Source organism: Chryseobacterium sp. BGARF1, assembly GCF_001677955.1.
Lineage (GTDB): Bacteria > Bacteroidota > Bacteroidia > Flavobacteriales > Weeksellaceae > Chryseobacterium.
In genome coordinates this window covers 1-16,152 of sequence record NZ_LELA01000112.1, presented here as the reverse complement: position 1 = coordinate 16,152, position 16,152 = coordinate 1, and the positions used below count along the sequence as shown (strand labels likewise).

The window sequence follows — 16,152 nt, the reverse complement described above, 5'->3', positions numbered from 1 at the left end:
GTTCAGGGCACAGCTCAGAGAAAATTCATTAAAGAATAACCAATTTATTAAATAGAATAAGCTCTCAGAAATGAGAGCTTATTTTTTTATCTAAAGCTTTACAAAAATCCCGTTGAAGAAATTTCAGCGGGATTTTATTTGGTTAAAATGTCTGTGCTATCAGTTTTTTTAAATTAATAAACTAAAAAAAAACGAAAGTTTTTCATATTTTACTTATCCATATTTATGCATTCATGGCAAAATAAATATAGACAAGCGAACAAAAAAATTAGATTTATTCAATCTCAAAAATTATTCTTTCAGTTTGATCTTTAAGGTCATCAAGATTGGTATTGTTATAAATTATACAATTGGCCAATTTTATTTTTTCCTTTTCAGACATTTGCTTTTCCATCACAGATTGTACTTCACGATAGGTTTTTCCATCCCGATCCATCACTCTTTTTATTCTGATATTATCTTCTGCAGTCACCAAAACAGACCGATAACATTGCTTATGAAGTTTTAATTCAAACAGTAAAGCGGTCTCTTTAAATACTAAATACTTGGTTTGTTTTTTTACCCAGTCTTCAAAATCTAAGCGAACAGCGGGATGAATAATCTCATTAAGACTTTGAAGTAATTCTTTATCATTAAAAACTTTTTCTGCAACAAATTTACGGTCATAAACCCCGTCTTTGTCATAGGAATCATTTCCTAAAAGCTCTTTTATTTTTAGCTTTAAATCTTCATTGTCATTTACAATCTCTTTTGCACGATCATCCGAATAATACACGGGAAATCCAAACTCTTCAATAAATTTTGCAACAGTTGTTTTTCCGGACCCAATTCCGCCAGTTAAACCAATGATTTTGGGCGCAGGTTTCGAATCAGGTTCACTTTTTTGACTTTCTGAATACAATTCTTCCATAATATTAGTATCCAAAAACATCATTAAAACTGAAAGTCTCATCCAGACGAACTCCCTTTTCAGTCATTTTTAAACTTGCCAATTCGTGGTGCGCATCATGCTCAAAAAATAAGAGATAATCATTGTCCACACATTGTTTCAAAAACTTAGCTTTTTCTTCTATCGTCAATAATGGTCTTGTATCATAACCCATCACATAAACCTGAGGAATATGCCCTGCTGTAGGTATTAAATCAGCTGCAAAAACAATCGTTTTTTCCTGATATTGAATCACAGGTAACATTTGTTTTTCTGTATGACCGTCAACAAAAATGACATCCATTTTCAAGTCTGGTGCAAAGCCATAGTTTCCGGTGGAAGGAAGTGGCAAAAAGTTCAATTGCCCGCTTTCCTGAATAGGTAGAATATTTTCTTTTAAAAAACTTGCTTTTTCTCTAGCGTTGGGTTCGGTTGCCCATTGCCAATGGTTTTCATTGGTCCAGAATTGTGCATTTTTAAAAGCTGGTCTATAACCAGACTTATCATCATTCCATTCAATAGCGCCACCACAATGGTCAAAATGAAGGTGAGTAAGGAAAACATCGGTGATGTCCTCTTTTACAAAACCATATTTTTTTAAATTATTATCTAAATTGTCATCTCCCCAAAGCGAATAATGACCGAAAAACTTGTCATCCTGCTTATTTCCCAGACCACAATCAATTAAGATTAATTTTTTTCCGTCTTCTACAAGAAGAGAGCGGGTTCCTAGTTCGATTAAGTTTCTTTCGTCTGCAGGATTGGTCTTTTCCCACAAACTCTTTGGGACGACCCCAAACATGGCACCTCCGTCCAGTTTAAATTTCCCACATTGGATAGGATATAATTTCATATAATATTAGGTTTTTATAATGTTGTTTATTTTTTCAATTGTTTCATCTTGGTGGCAATTTGTTTTCCATTTGTATCACCTTTTTCAAGATTCGAAATAATACTTTGGAAATCATTCTCCTTTCTGTTTTGAGATAATTTTTGTTTAATAAAAATCTCAGTCGGAATAATTTTTAAACCAAAAGCTCCTTTCATTTCTTTTTCTACAAACTCTTTTCCCATATCTTTCACCATCATTGGGCATTGCTGAAAATTTTCATATTTATAAGTCAGTTTTTCCAAATGATCGTAAAGTTCTTCCTGAGTCATCAACTCAACTTTTCCATAGATCTGTACTGCTTCATAATTCCATGTTGAAACATTAATATGGTCGTACCAACTACTGGAAATGTAAGTATGTGCTCCCAAAAAATCACAAAGAACTTCATCGCCGTTTTTTAACGTTTTTGCTTGCGGGTTTGCCCTTGAAATATGAGTTTCAATATAAATATTTTCCGGATCATCTTCATTCAGCATCATCATAGAATGAGTCGCACGAATTTTATCCACCGAGGAAATTAATAAAGCAAAAGAATTTTCTCTGATGATCTCTTTCATCAAATTGTAATCTTCACTTTTGTATAACTTAGGAATATACATATTGTTTTTTATTTTATCACAAAAGCTTTTTTAAGTTTAAAATTAATAAGTTCTCAAAAATGAAAATCAAAGATTTTTAAAAGCTTAAGTGCTCTTATATTCAGTTTAATTAAAACTTAAAGAACTTAAGTGTTGAAATCTTTTGTGACTTTTGCGGTTAAAAACGTTGAACATTAAACTCAAAACCCTAAACTAAAAAAGTTCTCCCGGATTTCTCGGTATCGCAATATTCAAATGCTTATAAGCCTTTTCAGTAACCTCTCTTCCTCGTGGAGTTCTGATAATAAATCCTTCCTGAATTAAAAACGGTTCATAAACTTCTTCCAATGTTTCAGGATTTTCTGCGATAGATGTTGCCAAAGCTGAAATTCCTACAGGTTTTCCTTTGAAATTTTCAATCATCACACGCATAATTTTATTATCCATTTCGTCTAGCCCAAATTCATCTACATTTAAAGAATTTAAAGCATATTTGGTGATTCCTATTTCGATTTCGCCATCTCCTTTAATTTCTGCAAAATCACGGACTCTTCTTAAAAGTGCATTGGCAATTCTCGGAGTTCCACGGCTTCTTCTTGCAATTTCAATCGCAGCATCTTCATAAATTTTCACACCCAAAACTCTTGCACTTCGGATGATAATCATTGATAAAAGTTCAATGGTGTAATATTCCAATCTGCTTTGAATGCCAAATCTTGCCAACATAGGCTTGGTCAACATTCCGCTTCTGGTTGTTGCTCCCACCAATGTAAAAGGATTTAATCCGATCTGAACACTTCTTGCGTTTGGACCGGTTTCCAGCATAATATCGATTTTATAATCTTCCATCGCAGAATACAGATATTCTTCCACAACAGGTGAAAGACGATGAATTTCATCAATGAAAAGCACATCGTTTTCTTCCAGATTGGTTAGTAAACCAGCTAAACTTCCCGGTTTATCCAAAACAGGGCCGGATGTGATTTTACAGCCTACGCCAAGTTCATTCGCAATAATATTGGCCAAAGTTGTTTTTCCCAATCCGGGAGGACCGTGAAGCAAAACATGATCGAGCGCACCACCACGTCTTTTGGCAGCGGTAACGAAAACTTCAAGATTTTCTAAGGTTTTTCGCTGTCCTGCGAAATCCTTAAAACTCTGCGGACGAATCTGCTCTTCCTGAATGAGCTCTTCGTGCGAATAATTGTCTTTATCTGGATGTAAAAAATCGGGCATTAATTCAGTTTCATTTACCGTAAAGATAGGAAAATTAGGTTAAGATTTAGATTAATTTCAGGCTGAGGTTAAGGTTTAGGTTAAGATTGTACGCTCGACCTTTTATCATTTACAAGATTGATATATTTTAAGTAATTTTGAGAGAGAAAATTTTAAATATAAAAATTACTTAGCTTCTAATATTGTTTAGATTCCTACGGAATGACAAATTACACGTTCTTTTTGTCATTCCGTAGGAATCTAAGCAAAGTATATTAAAAGCAAAGTAGCTAGCTTTTAAACTAAATAAATGAAACTTATAGGCCCTTTCAAGCAAGTTGTAACACTTGCCAACCTTCCGTTAAGAGGAAAACTTTCTGATGAACAAATTGAAATTATCGTTGATGGCGGAATTTTAGTTAATGAAAATAAAATTCATTCAATCGGAAATTTTGAAACTTTAAGATCTGAAAATCAAAATATAGAAATCGAAACCATTGAAGGAGAGCAGATTGTTCTTCCTGCGTTTGTAGATTCTCATACTCATATTTGTTTTGGTGGAAACCGTGCCAACGATTTTGCGATGCGAAATGCAGGGAAAACGTATCTTGAGATTGCCGAAAGTGGCGGCGGAATCTGGAGTTCGGTACAGCATACCAGAAAGGCTTCAGAAGAAGAATTGTTGATAACTTTATTAGAAAGAATTAATTTTTTAATTTCTCTTGGAATTACAACCATTGAAGTAAAAAGCGGTTATGGTTTGGATGTCGAAAACGAACTTAAAATGCTTAGAATAATTAAGAGAGCACAGGAAAAGACTCAGGCAACTTTAGTTCCGACTTGTCTTTCAGCACATTTGAAACCAAGAGATTTTGAAGGAAGCAACGAAGAATATTTAAATTATATTTTAACCGAAATTTTACCAAAAGTAAAAGAAGAAAACCTTGCAAAACGGGTTGATATTTTTATTGAAAAATCAGCATTCCAACCGGAAGAAAGTAAAGAGTTCTTACTTAAAACTAAAGACTTAGGTTTCGAAATTACCGTTCATGCAGACCAGTTTACACCGGGAAGTTCAAGAATTGCCGTTGAAGTAGGTGCAAAATCTGCAGACCATTTGGAAGCAACAATTGATGAAGATATTGAGTTTTTAGCAAAATCAAATACAGTAGCCACAGCTTTGCCAGGAGCGAGCTTAGGTTTAGGTGAAAAATTTACTCCGGCAAGAAAATTATTAGATGCAGGAGCCATTGTCGCCATTGCAAGTGATTGGAATCCGGGATCAGCCCCAATGGGGAATTTAATTACGCAAGCTTCAATTTTAGCAACATTTGAGAAATTAACAACTGCTGAAGTTTTGGCAGGAATGACATTCCGTTCGGCTTTTGCTTTAAATTTAGAAGACAGAGGGATTTTAAAAGAAGGCTTAAAGGCAGATTTTGTAACTTATAAAACCAATAATTTTCAGAACGTTCTGTACAATCAGGGAAGCTTGACTGCAGAGAATGTTTATATCGGTGGAATAAAAATAAAATAATATGGGAATTTTCGATAAATTTTTCGGTAAAAATGAAGCAAAGAAAGAAGCTGAGGTTAAAACTTACCAAGATTTTTGGGATTGGTTTTTAACTAAAGAAAAAGTTTTTTTTGAAGTTATAAAAACCCAGAATAATATCGAAAGTGATTTTTTTGATAACATTGCTCCAAAATTAAAGGAAATCAATGGTGGATTTTATTTTCTTGCAGGGATGAGTGATGACTCTATTGCAGAATTGATCATCACGGTAGAAGGAGATATTAAAAATATAGTTTTTGCAGAAGAGATTATTGCAGAAGCTCCCCAACTTGATCATTGGAAATTTACAGCATTAAAACCAGAAATGAATCTCACAAGTGGAATTGAAATGGATGGTAAGAAGTTTTCAAGTGAAAATATTTTCTTTTACGAAAATGAGATCGAAGGCTACCCTGACGAGATCGACATCACTTTGGTTTATGAAAACTTAAATGAAGAAACCAAAGATACCACAATAACCGGAGTTTGTGTTTTTCTCGATAATTTTTTAGGAGAACTAAATTTTGCCACTCAAATTGATACTTTTAATGTAATAGGAAAAAACGATGCTAAAAAAGATTTGGTTCCCATTACAAAACTGAAAGACTTTTTATCTTGGCGAGAAAGAGAATTTACAGAAAAATATAAAAATGTGAAAAACTTTGATGAAGAAGATCAGTTTTCTGTTTTTGAAGCAACCCTAAAAAACGGTGCACCTCTTATTGCAGCAATCAATACTTCTTTGTTAACCTACGATTCGAAAGCTTCTTATCCGTGGATCTCTATTTTGAAAGTTCAGTATAATGGTGATTATAACAATGGGCTTCCGGAAAAAGAAGATTACGAGAAATTAAGCAATCTCGAGGAAAAGATCATTGAAGAATTGAAAATTGAAGATGGTCATCTATATATTGGAAGAGAAAATGCAGATAACCTGAAAGAAAGTTATTTTGCAAGTAAAGATTTCAGGAAACCTTCAAAAGTTTTAAAAAAGGTAATAGATGATTACCCTGAATATAAAATGACACTCGAAATTTATAAAGACAAATATTGGCAGAGTTTTGAACGCTATAATGTAAATCAAAATTAAATTAAAATCATGATTTGGCAAGGAAGATTAGACGGTGAAGAATTACTTTATCACAGAATATTTCAAAGAGTAAAAGCAGAGAGCAACTACGACGCTGTTTCAACTAACGATTTCGTTTTACACGGATTTGCCGTGGATGAAGGCGTTCGCAGAAACAAAGGAAGACAAGGTGCAAAAGATGCTCCTGATGTTATCCGAAAAAATATGGCTAATTTTCCGGTGATCCGTCCGGATTTTTCACTTCTTGATTTCGGAAATATTACCTGTGAAGACGGAAATCTTGAAAATATTCAGAATGAACTGGCGAAAAATGTTTCTAAAGTTTTGCTAAAAGGTGGAAGGTCTTTGGTTTTGGGAGGTGGTCATGAAGTTACTTTTGGTCATTATCGAGGGGTAAAAACGGCTTTTCCAGAACAGAAAATCGGAATTATTAATTTTGATGCTCATTTTGACAACAGACAACTTGAAAATGGAGTAGGAGCAAGCTCAGGAACTGGGTTTTGGCAAATTGCTCAGGAAGGTGAAATCAATTCTTTACACATCGGAATCCAAAGAAATTCTAATACTTTAAAGCTTTTCGATACTGCTCATCAGTTTGGAATGAAATATATTTTGGCGGATGAATTGTTTTTTGAAAACCTTCCTTCGGTCTATGAAAGAGTCAATGAATTGGTAGAGTCGGTAGACTTTCTTTATGTGACAATCTGTATGGATGTTTTTAACGCTTCAATTGCGCCGGGAGTTTCTGCTTCGGCTTACAATGGGATTTTTGCAGATGCTGCATTTATGCATTTGTACAGACATATTCTTAGAAATGAAAAATTAATTGCTTTGGATATTGCAGAAGTAAATCCTAGTCTTGATATTCAGGATCATACTGCAAGATTGGCTGCAAGTTTGGCCAATGAATGGTTTATGATTTAGAATGTGCACTCTCGCGGATTTAGCAAATTAAGCAGATTTTATAAGTCAAAAAAATCTGCTCAATTCTCTTAATATACGAGAAGAATATTTTTAATCATTATTAATTTAGTTTTACTGAATTAAATTTAAAATTCTCTTAGCTGTAATAAATACAATTCATAGAATTTATCATTAATTAAATACGATATAAGGAACAATATTTGTTGCCTTAAAAATGCTTAATCCAAAAGCAGAAGATTCACAATTCTTGAATCTTTAAAAATGGAATTTTTAACATGGAAAATTTAATAGAAAACAAGCTGTTAAAAGCTGACCAAGCTTTTCAGGAATGGAAAAAAGTTCCGTTTGAAGAAAAGCAGAAACTTATTGCAAAAGCTGCTGAAATTTTTAAAAATAAAGCTGAGGTTTTTGGTGAATTAATTACTGAGGAGATGAATAAGCCCATTTCTCAAGCCATTTCTGAGGTTGAGAAGTCTGCTTTAATGATGAATTATTATGCAGATGCTGAAAATATTTTAAGTCCGGAAAAAATAAAGTCAGAATACAAAATTTCAGAAATTCATTACGTTCCAAAAGGAGTAATTTTAGGAGTAATGCCTTGGAATTTTCCTTTTTGGCAGGTTTTAAGATTTGCCACACCTGCAATTTTGGCAGGAAATACAGTAGTTTTAAAACATGCATCCATCTGCTTTGGAAGTGGAAATGCGATTGAAAAAGTTTTTATTGAAGCTGGTTTTCCTGAAGGAGTTTTCCAGAATCTTGAAGTAGGGCATGGTGAAGTAAAAGAAATTTTAGAACATAAAACGATTAAAGGAGTAAGTCTTACTGGAAGTGAAAAAGCAGGAGCTGAAGTAGCTGCAACAGCAGGAAAAAATATCAAAAAATCTTTGCTTGAATTGGGAGGAAGTGATGCTTTCATCGTTTTGGAAGATGCCGATTTAAATGAAGCTGCAAAAGTAGGAGCTTTGGCAAGACTACAAAATTGTGGGCAAACTTGTGTTGCTGCAAAAAGATTCATTATTCAAAGAGAGGTAGAATTTGATTTTCTTCCGATATTTATTGAAGAATACAAAAAATATATTCCAGCTGATCCTAAATTTAAAGAAACAAAATTAAGCGGAATGGCAAGACCTGATCTTGCAGATGATCTTGAAAAACAATATCAAAAAGCTTTAGATCATGGTGCAGAAGTAATTATTCCTCTTGAAAGAATTTCTGAAAATGAATTTATTCCGGGATTGATTAGAGTAGAAGAGGGAAACCCTATTTTACAGGAAGAATTATTTGGCCCTTTAGGAATGGTGATGATTGCTCATAATAATCAAGAAGCGCTAGAAATTGCGAATAATATTCCGTTTGGTTTATCAAATGCAGTCTGGACGAAAAATGAAGAACGCCAACAGTTTTTTATTGATAATTTAGAATCCGGAACGGTCAATATTAACAGAATGACGAGTTCTGACCCGCGTTTTCCATTTGGAGGAACCAAATCTTCAGGATATGGAACTGAGCTTTCTTTATTGGCTTTAAAAGAGTTTGTGACGGCGAAAACGATCTTAGGAAAATAGACATAAAAAAAATCTCCCGAAAAATTATTTTCGGGAGATTTCATTTATATCAAAAACAATAATTAAATTGTTGTTAATCTTAAAGTATTTGTTTTGCCACCTTCATAAGACGGCGTTGCATTGATGTTAATCACAAAATCTCCTGTTTCAATATATCCGTGATTATGCGTCAACATATTTACCTGAATGATGGTTTCGTCAGTAGGTTTGTTCATATCGTAATAATATGCACGAACTCCCCAAAGTAAATTAAGCATTGTAATGACTCTCTTGTTTCCACTGTAAACAATGATGTGTGAGTTTGGTCTGTGTGCAGATAACTGGAATGCTGTGTAACCAGAACTTGTTAAAGTTACGATTGCAGCAACATTAGTGCTTTTTGCAATTCTTACTGCTGCAAGACAAACTCTGTTTGTAATGAAACGTTCGTCGATACAGTTGTAATCTTTTTCCAGCGGCTCATTTTTGTTCTGATAAAAAGAAGTCATTTCGATATTCTTCACAATTTTCGCCATATTTTCAACAACCTGAATAGGATACCTACCCACAGAAGTCTCTCCTGAAAGCATTACCGCATCAGCTCCGTCTAATACAGAGTTGGCAACGTCATTTACTTCAGCTCTTGTAGGAGTTAAGCTGTTAATCATTGTTTCCATCATTTGAGTGGCAATGATTACAGGTTTTGAGAAGAATCTTGCTCTTTCAACCAAGTTTTTCTGAATAGCAGGAACTTCTTCCATAGGAACTTCTACACCCAAATCTCCACGAGCAACCATTAAACCATCACATTCCAATAGAATTTCATCGATGTTCTTAACACCTTCAGGTTTTTCTATTTTTGCAATAATCGGAGTTTTAAATTTTCCGTTTGGATGCCTTTTGATAAGCTCTTTTAGGTCGATAATATCTTGAGCGTGACGAACGAATGATAAAGCGATCCAGTCAACCTCCATATCCATCATGAAATTGGCATCCTGAATATCTTTTTCAGTAAGAGCCGGAAGCGATACGTTTGTGTTAGGAAGGTTTACTCCTTTTTTAGAACTCAAAGGTCCTCCTTGAATTGTTTTTGCTTTTACGGTGTCTATTTTGTTGGTTTCAATAACCTCCAACATTAGTTTTCCGTCATCAATAAGGATTCTTTCACCCACATTTACATCCTGAGGAAACTGCTGGTAAGTCATGTAAACTTTTGTAGAATCTCCTTCAATTTTTTCGTTGGTAAAGGTAAGAACATCTCCAGGGTTAAGGTATGAACCTTCTTTTACAACACCCACCCTTAGCTTTGGACCTTGTAAATCTCCTAAAATACTTACCGAATAACCATATTCTTTATTAAGGTCTCTGATGATGTTTATATTGGAACGCACTAAATCATAGTCGGCATGAGAAAAGTTTATTCTAAAAACGTCAACACCCGCTCTCATCAATCCTAACATTACCTCCTTCGAAGATGAAGCAGGTCCTAGTGTTGCAATAATTTTTGTCTTCTTTAAATACTTATTCATAATACTGTATTATTTGATAGAGCTCCTCTTCAGAACTCAGATTGTAATCTTGAATTGGAAACGCAAGATTTTCAGCCAGCAAAATTACGGAAAAATCAGGAAACTGTTCCGAACTATGCAGAATATATTCTACATCTGGATGATTAATTAATAAAAATTTAATGTTTTCTTCTTCTGAGAAGAGCTCAGTTTGTAATTTTTTTTGATTACTTTTTGAAGATTTGTTGGAAATGAATGTAAAACTGGTTTTAGAATACTTGTGATAAGCTTCAAACCTGGGAAAATAAAAATCGTAATGAGACCCATGATAGACAAGGTCTGTTATTCTAGAAAACTTTAAATCGTTGTGTTGATTAACTTTAAAAAAAAACTCGTGATCTGGTATATGTTTGACTAATCTTACCAAAGCGATGGCAATATCTTCAAATTCTATATCATCTAAATCATAAAGTTTTTGGATTTCCAAGTATATTTTCTTTTTTATTTAAAATATAAAATGCTCTCTGTGCAGCTTTTTCTTCTGCTTTCTTCTTTGAAGTTTCTGTGGCATTCGAAATCTTTTCGCTTCCCAGCCACACATGGCATCGGAAGACGATCGACTTGTTAACCTGAATTTCTTCACAAGTTTCGTACTTTATACTCAGTTTCTTTTTCTGGCTCCATTCCAGCAAAAGACCTTTATAACTTACAATTTTATTTTCAAGCTTATTGATTTCTGATGGCGTAAGAAGCCTATCCAAAACGATTTTTTTGCAAATTTCGTAATGGAAATCTAAATAAACAGCACCAACTAGCGCTTCAAAGAGATTCCCTGAAATGTTTTCTCCTAAAGCAACAGCATGATTGTTTTTTTGTAAAAGATCGGTAAGCTTTAAATCTTCCCCTAATTTGTTTAGATTTTTCCTATTTACAATTTTAGATTTCATCTGTGTCATATATCCTTCATTAGCTTTAGGATAAGTTTGAAACAGATGGCACGAAACAATTGTACCCAAAACAGCGTCTCCTAAAAATTCAAGCCTTTCGTAATTGCTTTCCTGATTTTTAGAAGAAGTTTTAATTGAAAAAGCCTCACGATAAAAATTGACATTTTGAACCTCAATCCCTAAAATTTTATTTAGTTCTGTGCTCAGAAAATAATCTCTTTCTGTAAGTTGTCTTTTTCTTTTTTTGATAAGGAATTTAGAAAAGTATTTCTGTAACTCCATTCAGTAATAATTAGATTTTCTTAAAAAGAACGCAAGCATTGTGCCCACCAAATCCAAAAGTATTACTCATGGCTACTTTTACATCTTTTTTTACAGCGTCATTAAATGTAAAATTTAATCTGCTGTCGATGTTTTCATCATCAGTAAAATGGTTGATTGTAGGAGGAACAATACCATGAATAATAGTTCCTAAGGCAGCAATCGCTTCAATAACACCAGCTGCACCCAAAAGGTGGCCAGTCATTGATTTTGTAGAATTAATCTGAATGTCAAAAGCATGCTCACCTAATAATCTTGAAATTGCGTTGGATTCTGCAACATCTCCTAATGGAGTAGAAGTACCATGCATATTGATATGATCTACTTCATCAGTAGTTAATCCTGCATCTTCCAGACAATTTTTCATTACCAAATAAGCTCCTAGACCTTCAGGATGAGGTGCCGTCATGTGATGTGCATCTGCACTCATACCACCACCTAATAATTCTGCATAGATTGTTGCTCCACGCTTCACAGCGTGTTCGTACTCTTCAAGTATGATAGATCCTGCTCCTTCACCCAAAACAAAACCATCTCTGTCTTTGTCAAAAGGTCTTGATGCTGTAGTAGGACTATCATTTCTTGTAGAAAGTGCCATCATTGCATTAAATCCTCCAACGCCACTTGCTGTAACAGCAGCTTCAGACCCTCCACAAACGATTACGTCTGCTTTACCGAGCTGAATTAGCATTTTGGAATCAATTAACGCATTGGCAGATGATGCACAAGCAGAAACTGTAGTATAATTGGGACCGTGGAAACCATATTCTATAGAGATATGCCCCGGTGTAATGTCCGCAATCATTTTAGGAATAAAGAATGGGTTAAATCTTGGGATGTCTGTATTTGCCCAACCCAAAACTTCGGTTTCGAAAGTTTCTAAACCACCAATTCCTGACCCCCAAATCACTCCGACTCTGTTTTTATCAACATTATCTTCCATGATTCTTGAATGGCTTACTGCTTCTCTCGCAGCAACTAGCCCAAGCTGGGTGTTTCTATCCATTTTTTTAGCCTCTTTCTTATCGAAATGATCTAATGGATTGAAGTTTTTCACCTCACAAGCGAACTTAGTTTTGAAGTTTGTGGCATCAAAAAGAGTAATAGGAGCGGCTCCGCTCTTGCCTTTTACAAGACTTTCCCAGTATTCATTCGCATTATTACCGACGGGTGTTATTGCGCCAAAACCAGTTACAACTACTCTTTTTAATTCCATAAACTTTGTTTAAATTTCTTTTGTTGAAGAATATTATTTATTTACTACTTCTTCGATATAAGCGATAGCGTGACCTACAGTAGTAATTTTTTCAGCCTGATCATCAGGAATCTGAATGTTGAATTCTTTTTCAAATTCCATAATTAATTCAACGGTATCCAAAGAATCAGCTCCTAAATCGTTAGTGAAGCTAGCCTCAGGAGTTACTTCTGTTTCTTCAACGTCAAGCTTATCAGCGATGATAGCTTTTACTCTTGATGCAATGTCTGACATAGTAAATTTTTTTTTTATTGTTAGATGGTGCAAATATATAAAATTCTTTACGATAAAACATTTTTTTAAACTTTTTTGTCGTGAGTCTAATGTAATTTTATTCTATCAAGTTTTAGTCTTTTCGTAATCAGGGTTTTATCTTTTGGTTTAATTTTTCCCCCATCTTGATATATTAATATGTAAAGATGACTGTTTTGAAATATTTTAGAATTGAAAACAATAAAAGAGATAAGATAATTATTATAATTCAATAATTTATAGGCTCTATTTATTTTTAAAAGTAAATAAAATACTATGAATACTATGTTTTTATCGTATTGTTTTGTTGCACTTAGAGCGATGAAGGAACAATCGAAGCTTTGATTGTTAATAATATGAAATTTTATTAATAGTTAAATCATATTGTATTTATGTTTTAACTATCTTTATTATATCATTAAAATCTTAAAAATAATAATATGAAAAATTTGAAAAAATTAGGAAAAGATCAATTAAAAACAATTAAGGGTGCAGGTGGTGTTAAATCATTACCAGAACCTGATTTTTGCATGTATTATTGCGATGGTGTTGTAGTTTGTGCAACTTGCAGCGATGATTTTAAATGTCCTGATAATTCTATTTAATTTAGACTAAATTTGAAAAACGCTCCAAAAGAGCGTTTTTTTTAATCGTTAAAATTTGTTGCTTTATTTACTTAATATGCTTTCTTTCTTGAATATTAAGAGGGAGGTGTATAGAAAAATTAAGATTGAAACACGAAAAGATATCTGGAAATCAAGAAATAATAAAGAAAGTATTCTATTTGTAAAAGTGAGTAATAAAAAACGGAATATTTAGAAGGTTGTTGATGAGTGATGATTAAATGTCTAGTATTAGAATTAAGATTGTCATGAGAGAGTACGAATGTGGCCAAAAACAATAAAACCGCCTATTTTAGGCGGTTTAAGTGGAGTTGGAGGGATTCGAACCCTCGTCCAAACAAGCAATACATAAGATTTCTACATGCTTATTTTGCTATTGGTTTTCGAATATAAGCAGAGAGCAAACACCCAACTTATACCTTATCTTCTAAAGTTTTCGAGTCTTGGCCGAAGCTTCCAAAACCTTATTTCTGCATTACTATATCCCAGAATCAAACGCCGCAGAACAGAGCATTTGTGAGACATCTTGCTTCCCTACTGAAATCTTCGGGAAAACGCTTGATCTACTATACTTCGATATTAAGCTGCAAGAGCGAACTCTTCGTTGCCAGTTAAAATTTTGTAGCAAGGGATTAAAGAGATCGCGCTACGGTTCTCTGCATGCTTACTTACCCATTGATCTTGCTGTCGAAACCAGTCAACCCCATAGATTAGTAGTGCAAATATACGTTTTTTTTGTTCAACCTAAATTCATTTTAATTTAGCTTTTGCAAAATATTTAAATTTAAAGCGAGATAATTTTGTAGTTTCATAAAAAACCTTTAGTTTTGCAATCCAAAATGAGATGTAATATATGTTAATAATTCCAGTAAAAGACGGAGAGTCTATCGACAGAGCGTTAAAAAAATATAAAAGAAAATTTGACAAAACTGGTACAGTTCGTCAACTAAGATCTAGACAAGCTTTTATTAAGCCTTCTGTAACTCTTAGACAATCTAGGCTGAAAGCAGCTTATAAGCAAAGAGGATTAAGCAAGGAAGAGCAAGCTTAAGAAATTTTCTTAAACACATATTCAATCACTTCTTAAATAGTTATATTTGAGAAGTGATTTTTGTTTTTATACTTATCAAAATGAGAAATAAATTTTTAGATTATTTACAGTTTGAAAAAAGGTATTCGCCTCATACCATTATAAGTTATCGCCGAGATCTTGACGATTTTTATTCTTTTTATCTTAAAACCGAATCTTCAGAAGACTTACTGAAAGTAGATAAAAAGATAGTAAGAAATTTTGTTGTTGAGCTCAGTGAAAATGGTATTTCCAAAAGAACGGTTAACCGAAAGCTTTCTACGCTTCGCAGTTTTTATCTATTTCTTCTAAAACTCGGTGAAATTGAAGTTTCTCCCGTTGATAGTATATCTTCATTAAAATTTTATCCCGAAAAGCAAATTCCCATCTCTCAGGAAGAAATGGAGGTCTTACAGGATGATGTTTTTTCTAATGTAGAAGATTTGCTTGAAATATCTATTGTTGAAATTTTATATCAAACAGGAATGAGGAAATCTGAACTTTGTGGCTTAATATTTGAACGTGTGAACTTAGAGGGAAATGAATTGAAAATCTTAGGAAAAGGTAATAAAGAAAGATATATACCTATTTCTGAAAATTTGAGTTCTTTGCTTAAAGACTATTGTAAGATACGAAAACCACAAGAGGAATTTAAGTCTTATTTTTTTATCAATAAAAAGGGAAAAAAACTTACAGAAAAATTTGTCTATGTAGTAGTTAATAAGTACCTTAGTCTTGTAACTTCTAAACAAAAAAGAAGTCCTCATATTTTAAGGCATAGCTTCGCGACGCATGTTTTAGACAATGGGGCAGAGATATCAAAAGTTAAAAAAATATTAGGCCATTCAAGTCTTGCAAGCACACAGGTGTACACGAATGCCAATATTGAACAGTTGAAAAAAGTGTTTAATCAAGCTCATCCAAGAGCAATTAAAAAAGAAGAATTATGAAGATTTCAGTACAAGCAATCGGCTTAACTCCACACGAACCACTAGAGTCACATGTAGACAAAAAAGTAAGTAAACTAGGTACATTTTATGACAAAATTCTGGAATGTAAAGTTTTTTTGAAAGTTGAGAACAATACAGACAAAATAAATAAAACCACCGAATTGATTTTGGTTGTTCCAGGTGATGATATTGTCGTAAAAAAGACATCATTGAGTTTTGAAGAAAGTTTAGACCTATGCGTTGATGCGGCTAAGAAACTGTTAATCAAGAAAAAAGAATTAGCTTAATAAAAAAAGTAAAAAAACTTTCATAAAAAGTTTGAGATTTCAAAAAATCTGTTCTATATTTGCAAACGCAAAAAAGAACATCGATCTTTTGAAATCTTTTTAATTTTGCCTCCATAGCTCAGTTGGCTAGAGCAGCTGATTTGTAATCAGCAGGTCGTGGGTTCGAGTCCCTCTGGAGGCTCAATTTAATATAAAATATCTGGGGAGATTC

General features: G+C 33.5%; 17 protein-coding genes, 1 tRNA gene and 1 other RNA gene. 9 read left to right on the top strand and 10 right to left on the bottom strand.

The features are described 5' to 3' along the window. Window positions 1–274: 274 nt before the first annotated feature. The 4 genes from coaE to ruvB all read right to left on the bottom strand — a co-directional run bounded on the left by coaE (window position 275) and on the right by ruvB (window position 3,634). The gene (gene coaE / locus AB671_RS19605; RefSeq protein WP_066680594.1) at window positions 275–910 is read right to left on the bottom strand and encodes a dephospho-CoA kinase; all 636 of its coding nucleotides are present in this window, start codon (window positions 908–910) and stop codon (window positions 275–277) included. A 4-nt stretch (window positions 911–914) separates the two neighbouring features. After that, complete coding sequence (locus AB671_RS19600) at window positions 915–1,781, bottom strand: MBL fold metallo-hydrolase (RefSeq protein WP_066680592.1); 867 nt, start codon at window positions 1,779–1,781, stop codon at window positions 915–917. Between the two features lie 26 nt (window positions 1,782–1,807). Continuing rightward, on the bottom strand, window positions 1,808–2,419 hold the full coding sequence (locus AB671_RS19595) for an FMN-binding negative transcriptional regulator (protein ID WP_066680590.1): 612 nt from the start codon (window positions 2,417–2,419) through the stop codon (window positions 1,808–1,810). Between the two features lie 192 nt (window positions 2,420–2,611). Beyond that, entirely contained in the window at window positions 2,612–3,634 is a 1,023-nt protein-coding gene (gene ruvB, locus AB671_RS19590; RefSeq protein WP_066680588.1) for a Holliday junction branch migration DNA helicase RuvB, read from the bottom strand. Between the two features lie 289 nt (window positions 3,635–3,923). On the opposite strand from ruvB, the gene hutI reads away from it, so the two are divergent. The 4 genes from hutI to AB671_RS19570 all read left to right on the top strand — a co-directional run bounded on the left by hutI (window position 3,924) and on the right by AB671_RS19570 (window position 8,750). After that, window positions 3,924–5,150: an imidazolonepropionase gene (gene hutI / locus AB671_RS19585; RefSeq protein WP_066680587.1), complete on the top strand. Its 1,227-nt coding sequence runs from the start codon at window positions 3,924–3,926 to the stop codon at window positions 5,148–5,150. A 1-nt stretch (window position 5,151) separates the two neighbouring features. Beyond that, the gene (locus tag AB671_RS19580; RefSeq protein ID WP_066680584.1) at window positions 5,152–6,258 is read left to right on the top strand and encodes a DUF695 domain-containing protein; all 1,107 of its coding nucleotides are present in this window, start codon (window positions 5,152–5,154) and stop codon (window positions 6,256–6,258) included. 9 nt (window positions 6,259–6,267) lie between these two features. After that, on the top strand, window positions 6,268–7,182 hold the full coding sequence (hutG, locus tag AB671_RS19575) for a formimidoylglutamase (protein ID WP_066680583.1): 915 nt from the start codon (window positions 6,268–6,270) through the stop codon (window positions 7,180–7,182). 275 nt (window positions 7,183–7,457) lie between these two features. Next, the gene (locus tag AB671_RS19570; protein WP_066680582.1) at window positions 7,458–8,750 is read left to right on the top strand and encodes an aldehyde dehydrogenase family protein; all 1,293 of its coding nucleotides are present in this window, start codon (window positions 7,458–7,460) and stop codon (window positions 8,748–8,750) included. Window positions 8,751–8,812: 62 nt separating this feature from the next. On the opposite strand, the gene pyk is transcribed toward AB671_RS19570, so the two are convergent. From pyk to AB671_RS19545, 5 genes are read right to left on the bottom strand one after another with little or no spacing between them, the layout of a single operon-like run. Continuing rightward, window positions 8,813–10,258: a pyruvate kinase gene (gene pyk / locus AB671_RS19565; RefSeq protein WP_066680581.1), complete on the bottom strand. Its 1,446-nt coding sequence runs from the start codon at window positions 10,256–10,258 to the stop codon at window positions 8,813–8,815. Next, the gene (locus tag AB671_RS19560) at window positions 10,251–10,724 is read right to left on the bottom strand and encodes an IPExxxVDY family protein (protein ID WP_066680579.1); all 474 of its coding nucleotides are present in this window, start codon (window positions 10,722–10,724) and stop codon (window positions 10,251–10,253) included. The genes pyk and AB671_RS19560 overlap by 8 nt, the downstream gene beginning before the upstream one ends. Continuing rightward, window positions 10,702–11,466: a ribonuclease III gene (gene rnc, locus AB671_RS19555; protein ID WP_066680577.1), complete on the bottom strand. Its 765-nt coding sequence runs from the start codon at window positions 11,464–11,466 to the stop codon at window positions 10,702–10,704. Before rnc ends, AB671_RS19560 begins: the two co-directional genes overlap by 23 nt. A 10-nt stretch (window positions 11,467–11,476) precedes the next feature. Next, window positions 11,477–12,721 (bottom strand): beta-ketoacyl-ACP synthase II, encoded by a 1,245-nt coding sequence (fabF, locus tag AB671_RS19550; RefSeq protein ID WP_066680576.1) that lies wholly within the window; start codon window positions 12,719–12,721, stop codon window positions 11,477–11,479. Between the two features lie 33 nt (window positions 12,722–12,754). Beyond that, the gene (locus AB671_RS19545) at window positions 12,755–12,994 is read right to left on the bottom strand and encodes an acyl carrier protein (RefSeq protein WP_002976354.1); all 240 of its coding nucleotides are present in this window, start codon (window positions 12,992–12,994) and stop codon (window positions 12,755–12,757) included. A gap of 458 nt (window positions 12,995–13,452) precedes the next feature. On the opposite strand from AB671_RS19545, the gene AB671_RS22540 reads away from it, so the two are divergent. Then, the gene (locus AB671_RS22540) at window positions 13,453–13,617 is read left to right on the top strand and encodes a bacteriocin-like protein (RefSeq protein ID WP_185114119.1); all 165 of its coding nucleotides are present in this window, start codon (window positions 13,453–13,455) and stop codon (window positions 13,615–13,617) included. 321 nt (window positions 13,618–13,938) lie between these two features. On the opposite strand, the gene ssrA is transcribed toward AB671_RS22540, so the two are convergent. Beyond that, window positions 13,939–14,340, bottom strand: a transfer-messenger RNA (tmRNA) gene (gene ssrA, locus AB671_RS19540). Between the two features lie 148 nt (window positions 14,341–14,488). On the opposite strand from ssrA, the gene rpsU reads away from it, so the two are divergent. The 4 genes from rpsU (at window position 14,489) to AB671_RS19520 (ending at window position 16,122) form a co-directional block, all read left to right on the top strand. Next, window positions 14,489–14,686, top strand: a complete 198-nt coding sequence (gene rpsU, locus AB671_RS19535; RefSeq protein ID WP_034723363.1) for a 30S ribosomal protein S21 — start codon at window positions 14,489–14,491, stop codon at window positions 14,684–14,686. An 80-nt stretch (window positions 14,687–14,766) separates the two neighbouring features. Then, window positions 14,767–15,654 carry a tyrosine-type recombinase/integrase gene (locus AB671_RS19530; protein ID WP_066680574.1) on the top strand — a complete coding sequence of 296 codons (888 nt, stop codon included), beginning with the start codon at window positions 14,767–14,769 and terminating at the stop codon, window positions 15,652–15,654. Continuing rightward, window positions 15,651–15,941 (top strand): HPF/RaiA family ribosome-associated protein, encoded by a 291-nt coding sequence (locus AB671_RS19525; protein WP_066680572.1) that lies wholly within the window; start codon window positions 15,651–15,653, stop codon window positions 15,939–15,941. The genes AB671_RS19530 and AB671_RS19525 overlap by 4 nt, the downstream gene beginning before the upstream one ends. A 107-nt stretch (window positions 15,942–16,048) precedes the next feature. After that, a tRNA-Thr gene (locus tag AB671_RS19520) sits at window positions 16,049–16,122 on the top strand. The last annotated feature ends 30 nt before the right edge of the window (window positions 16,123–16,152 follow it).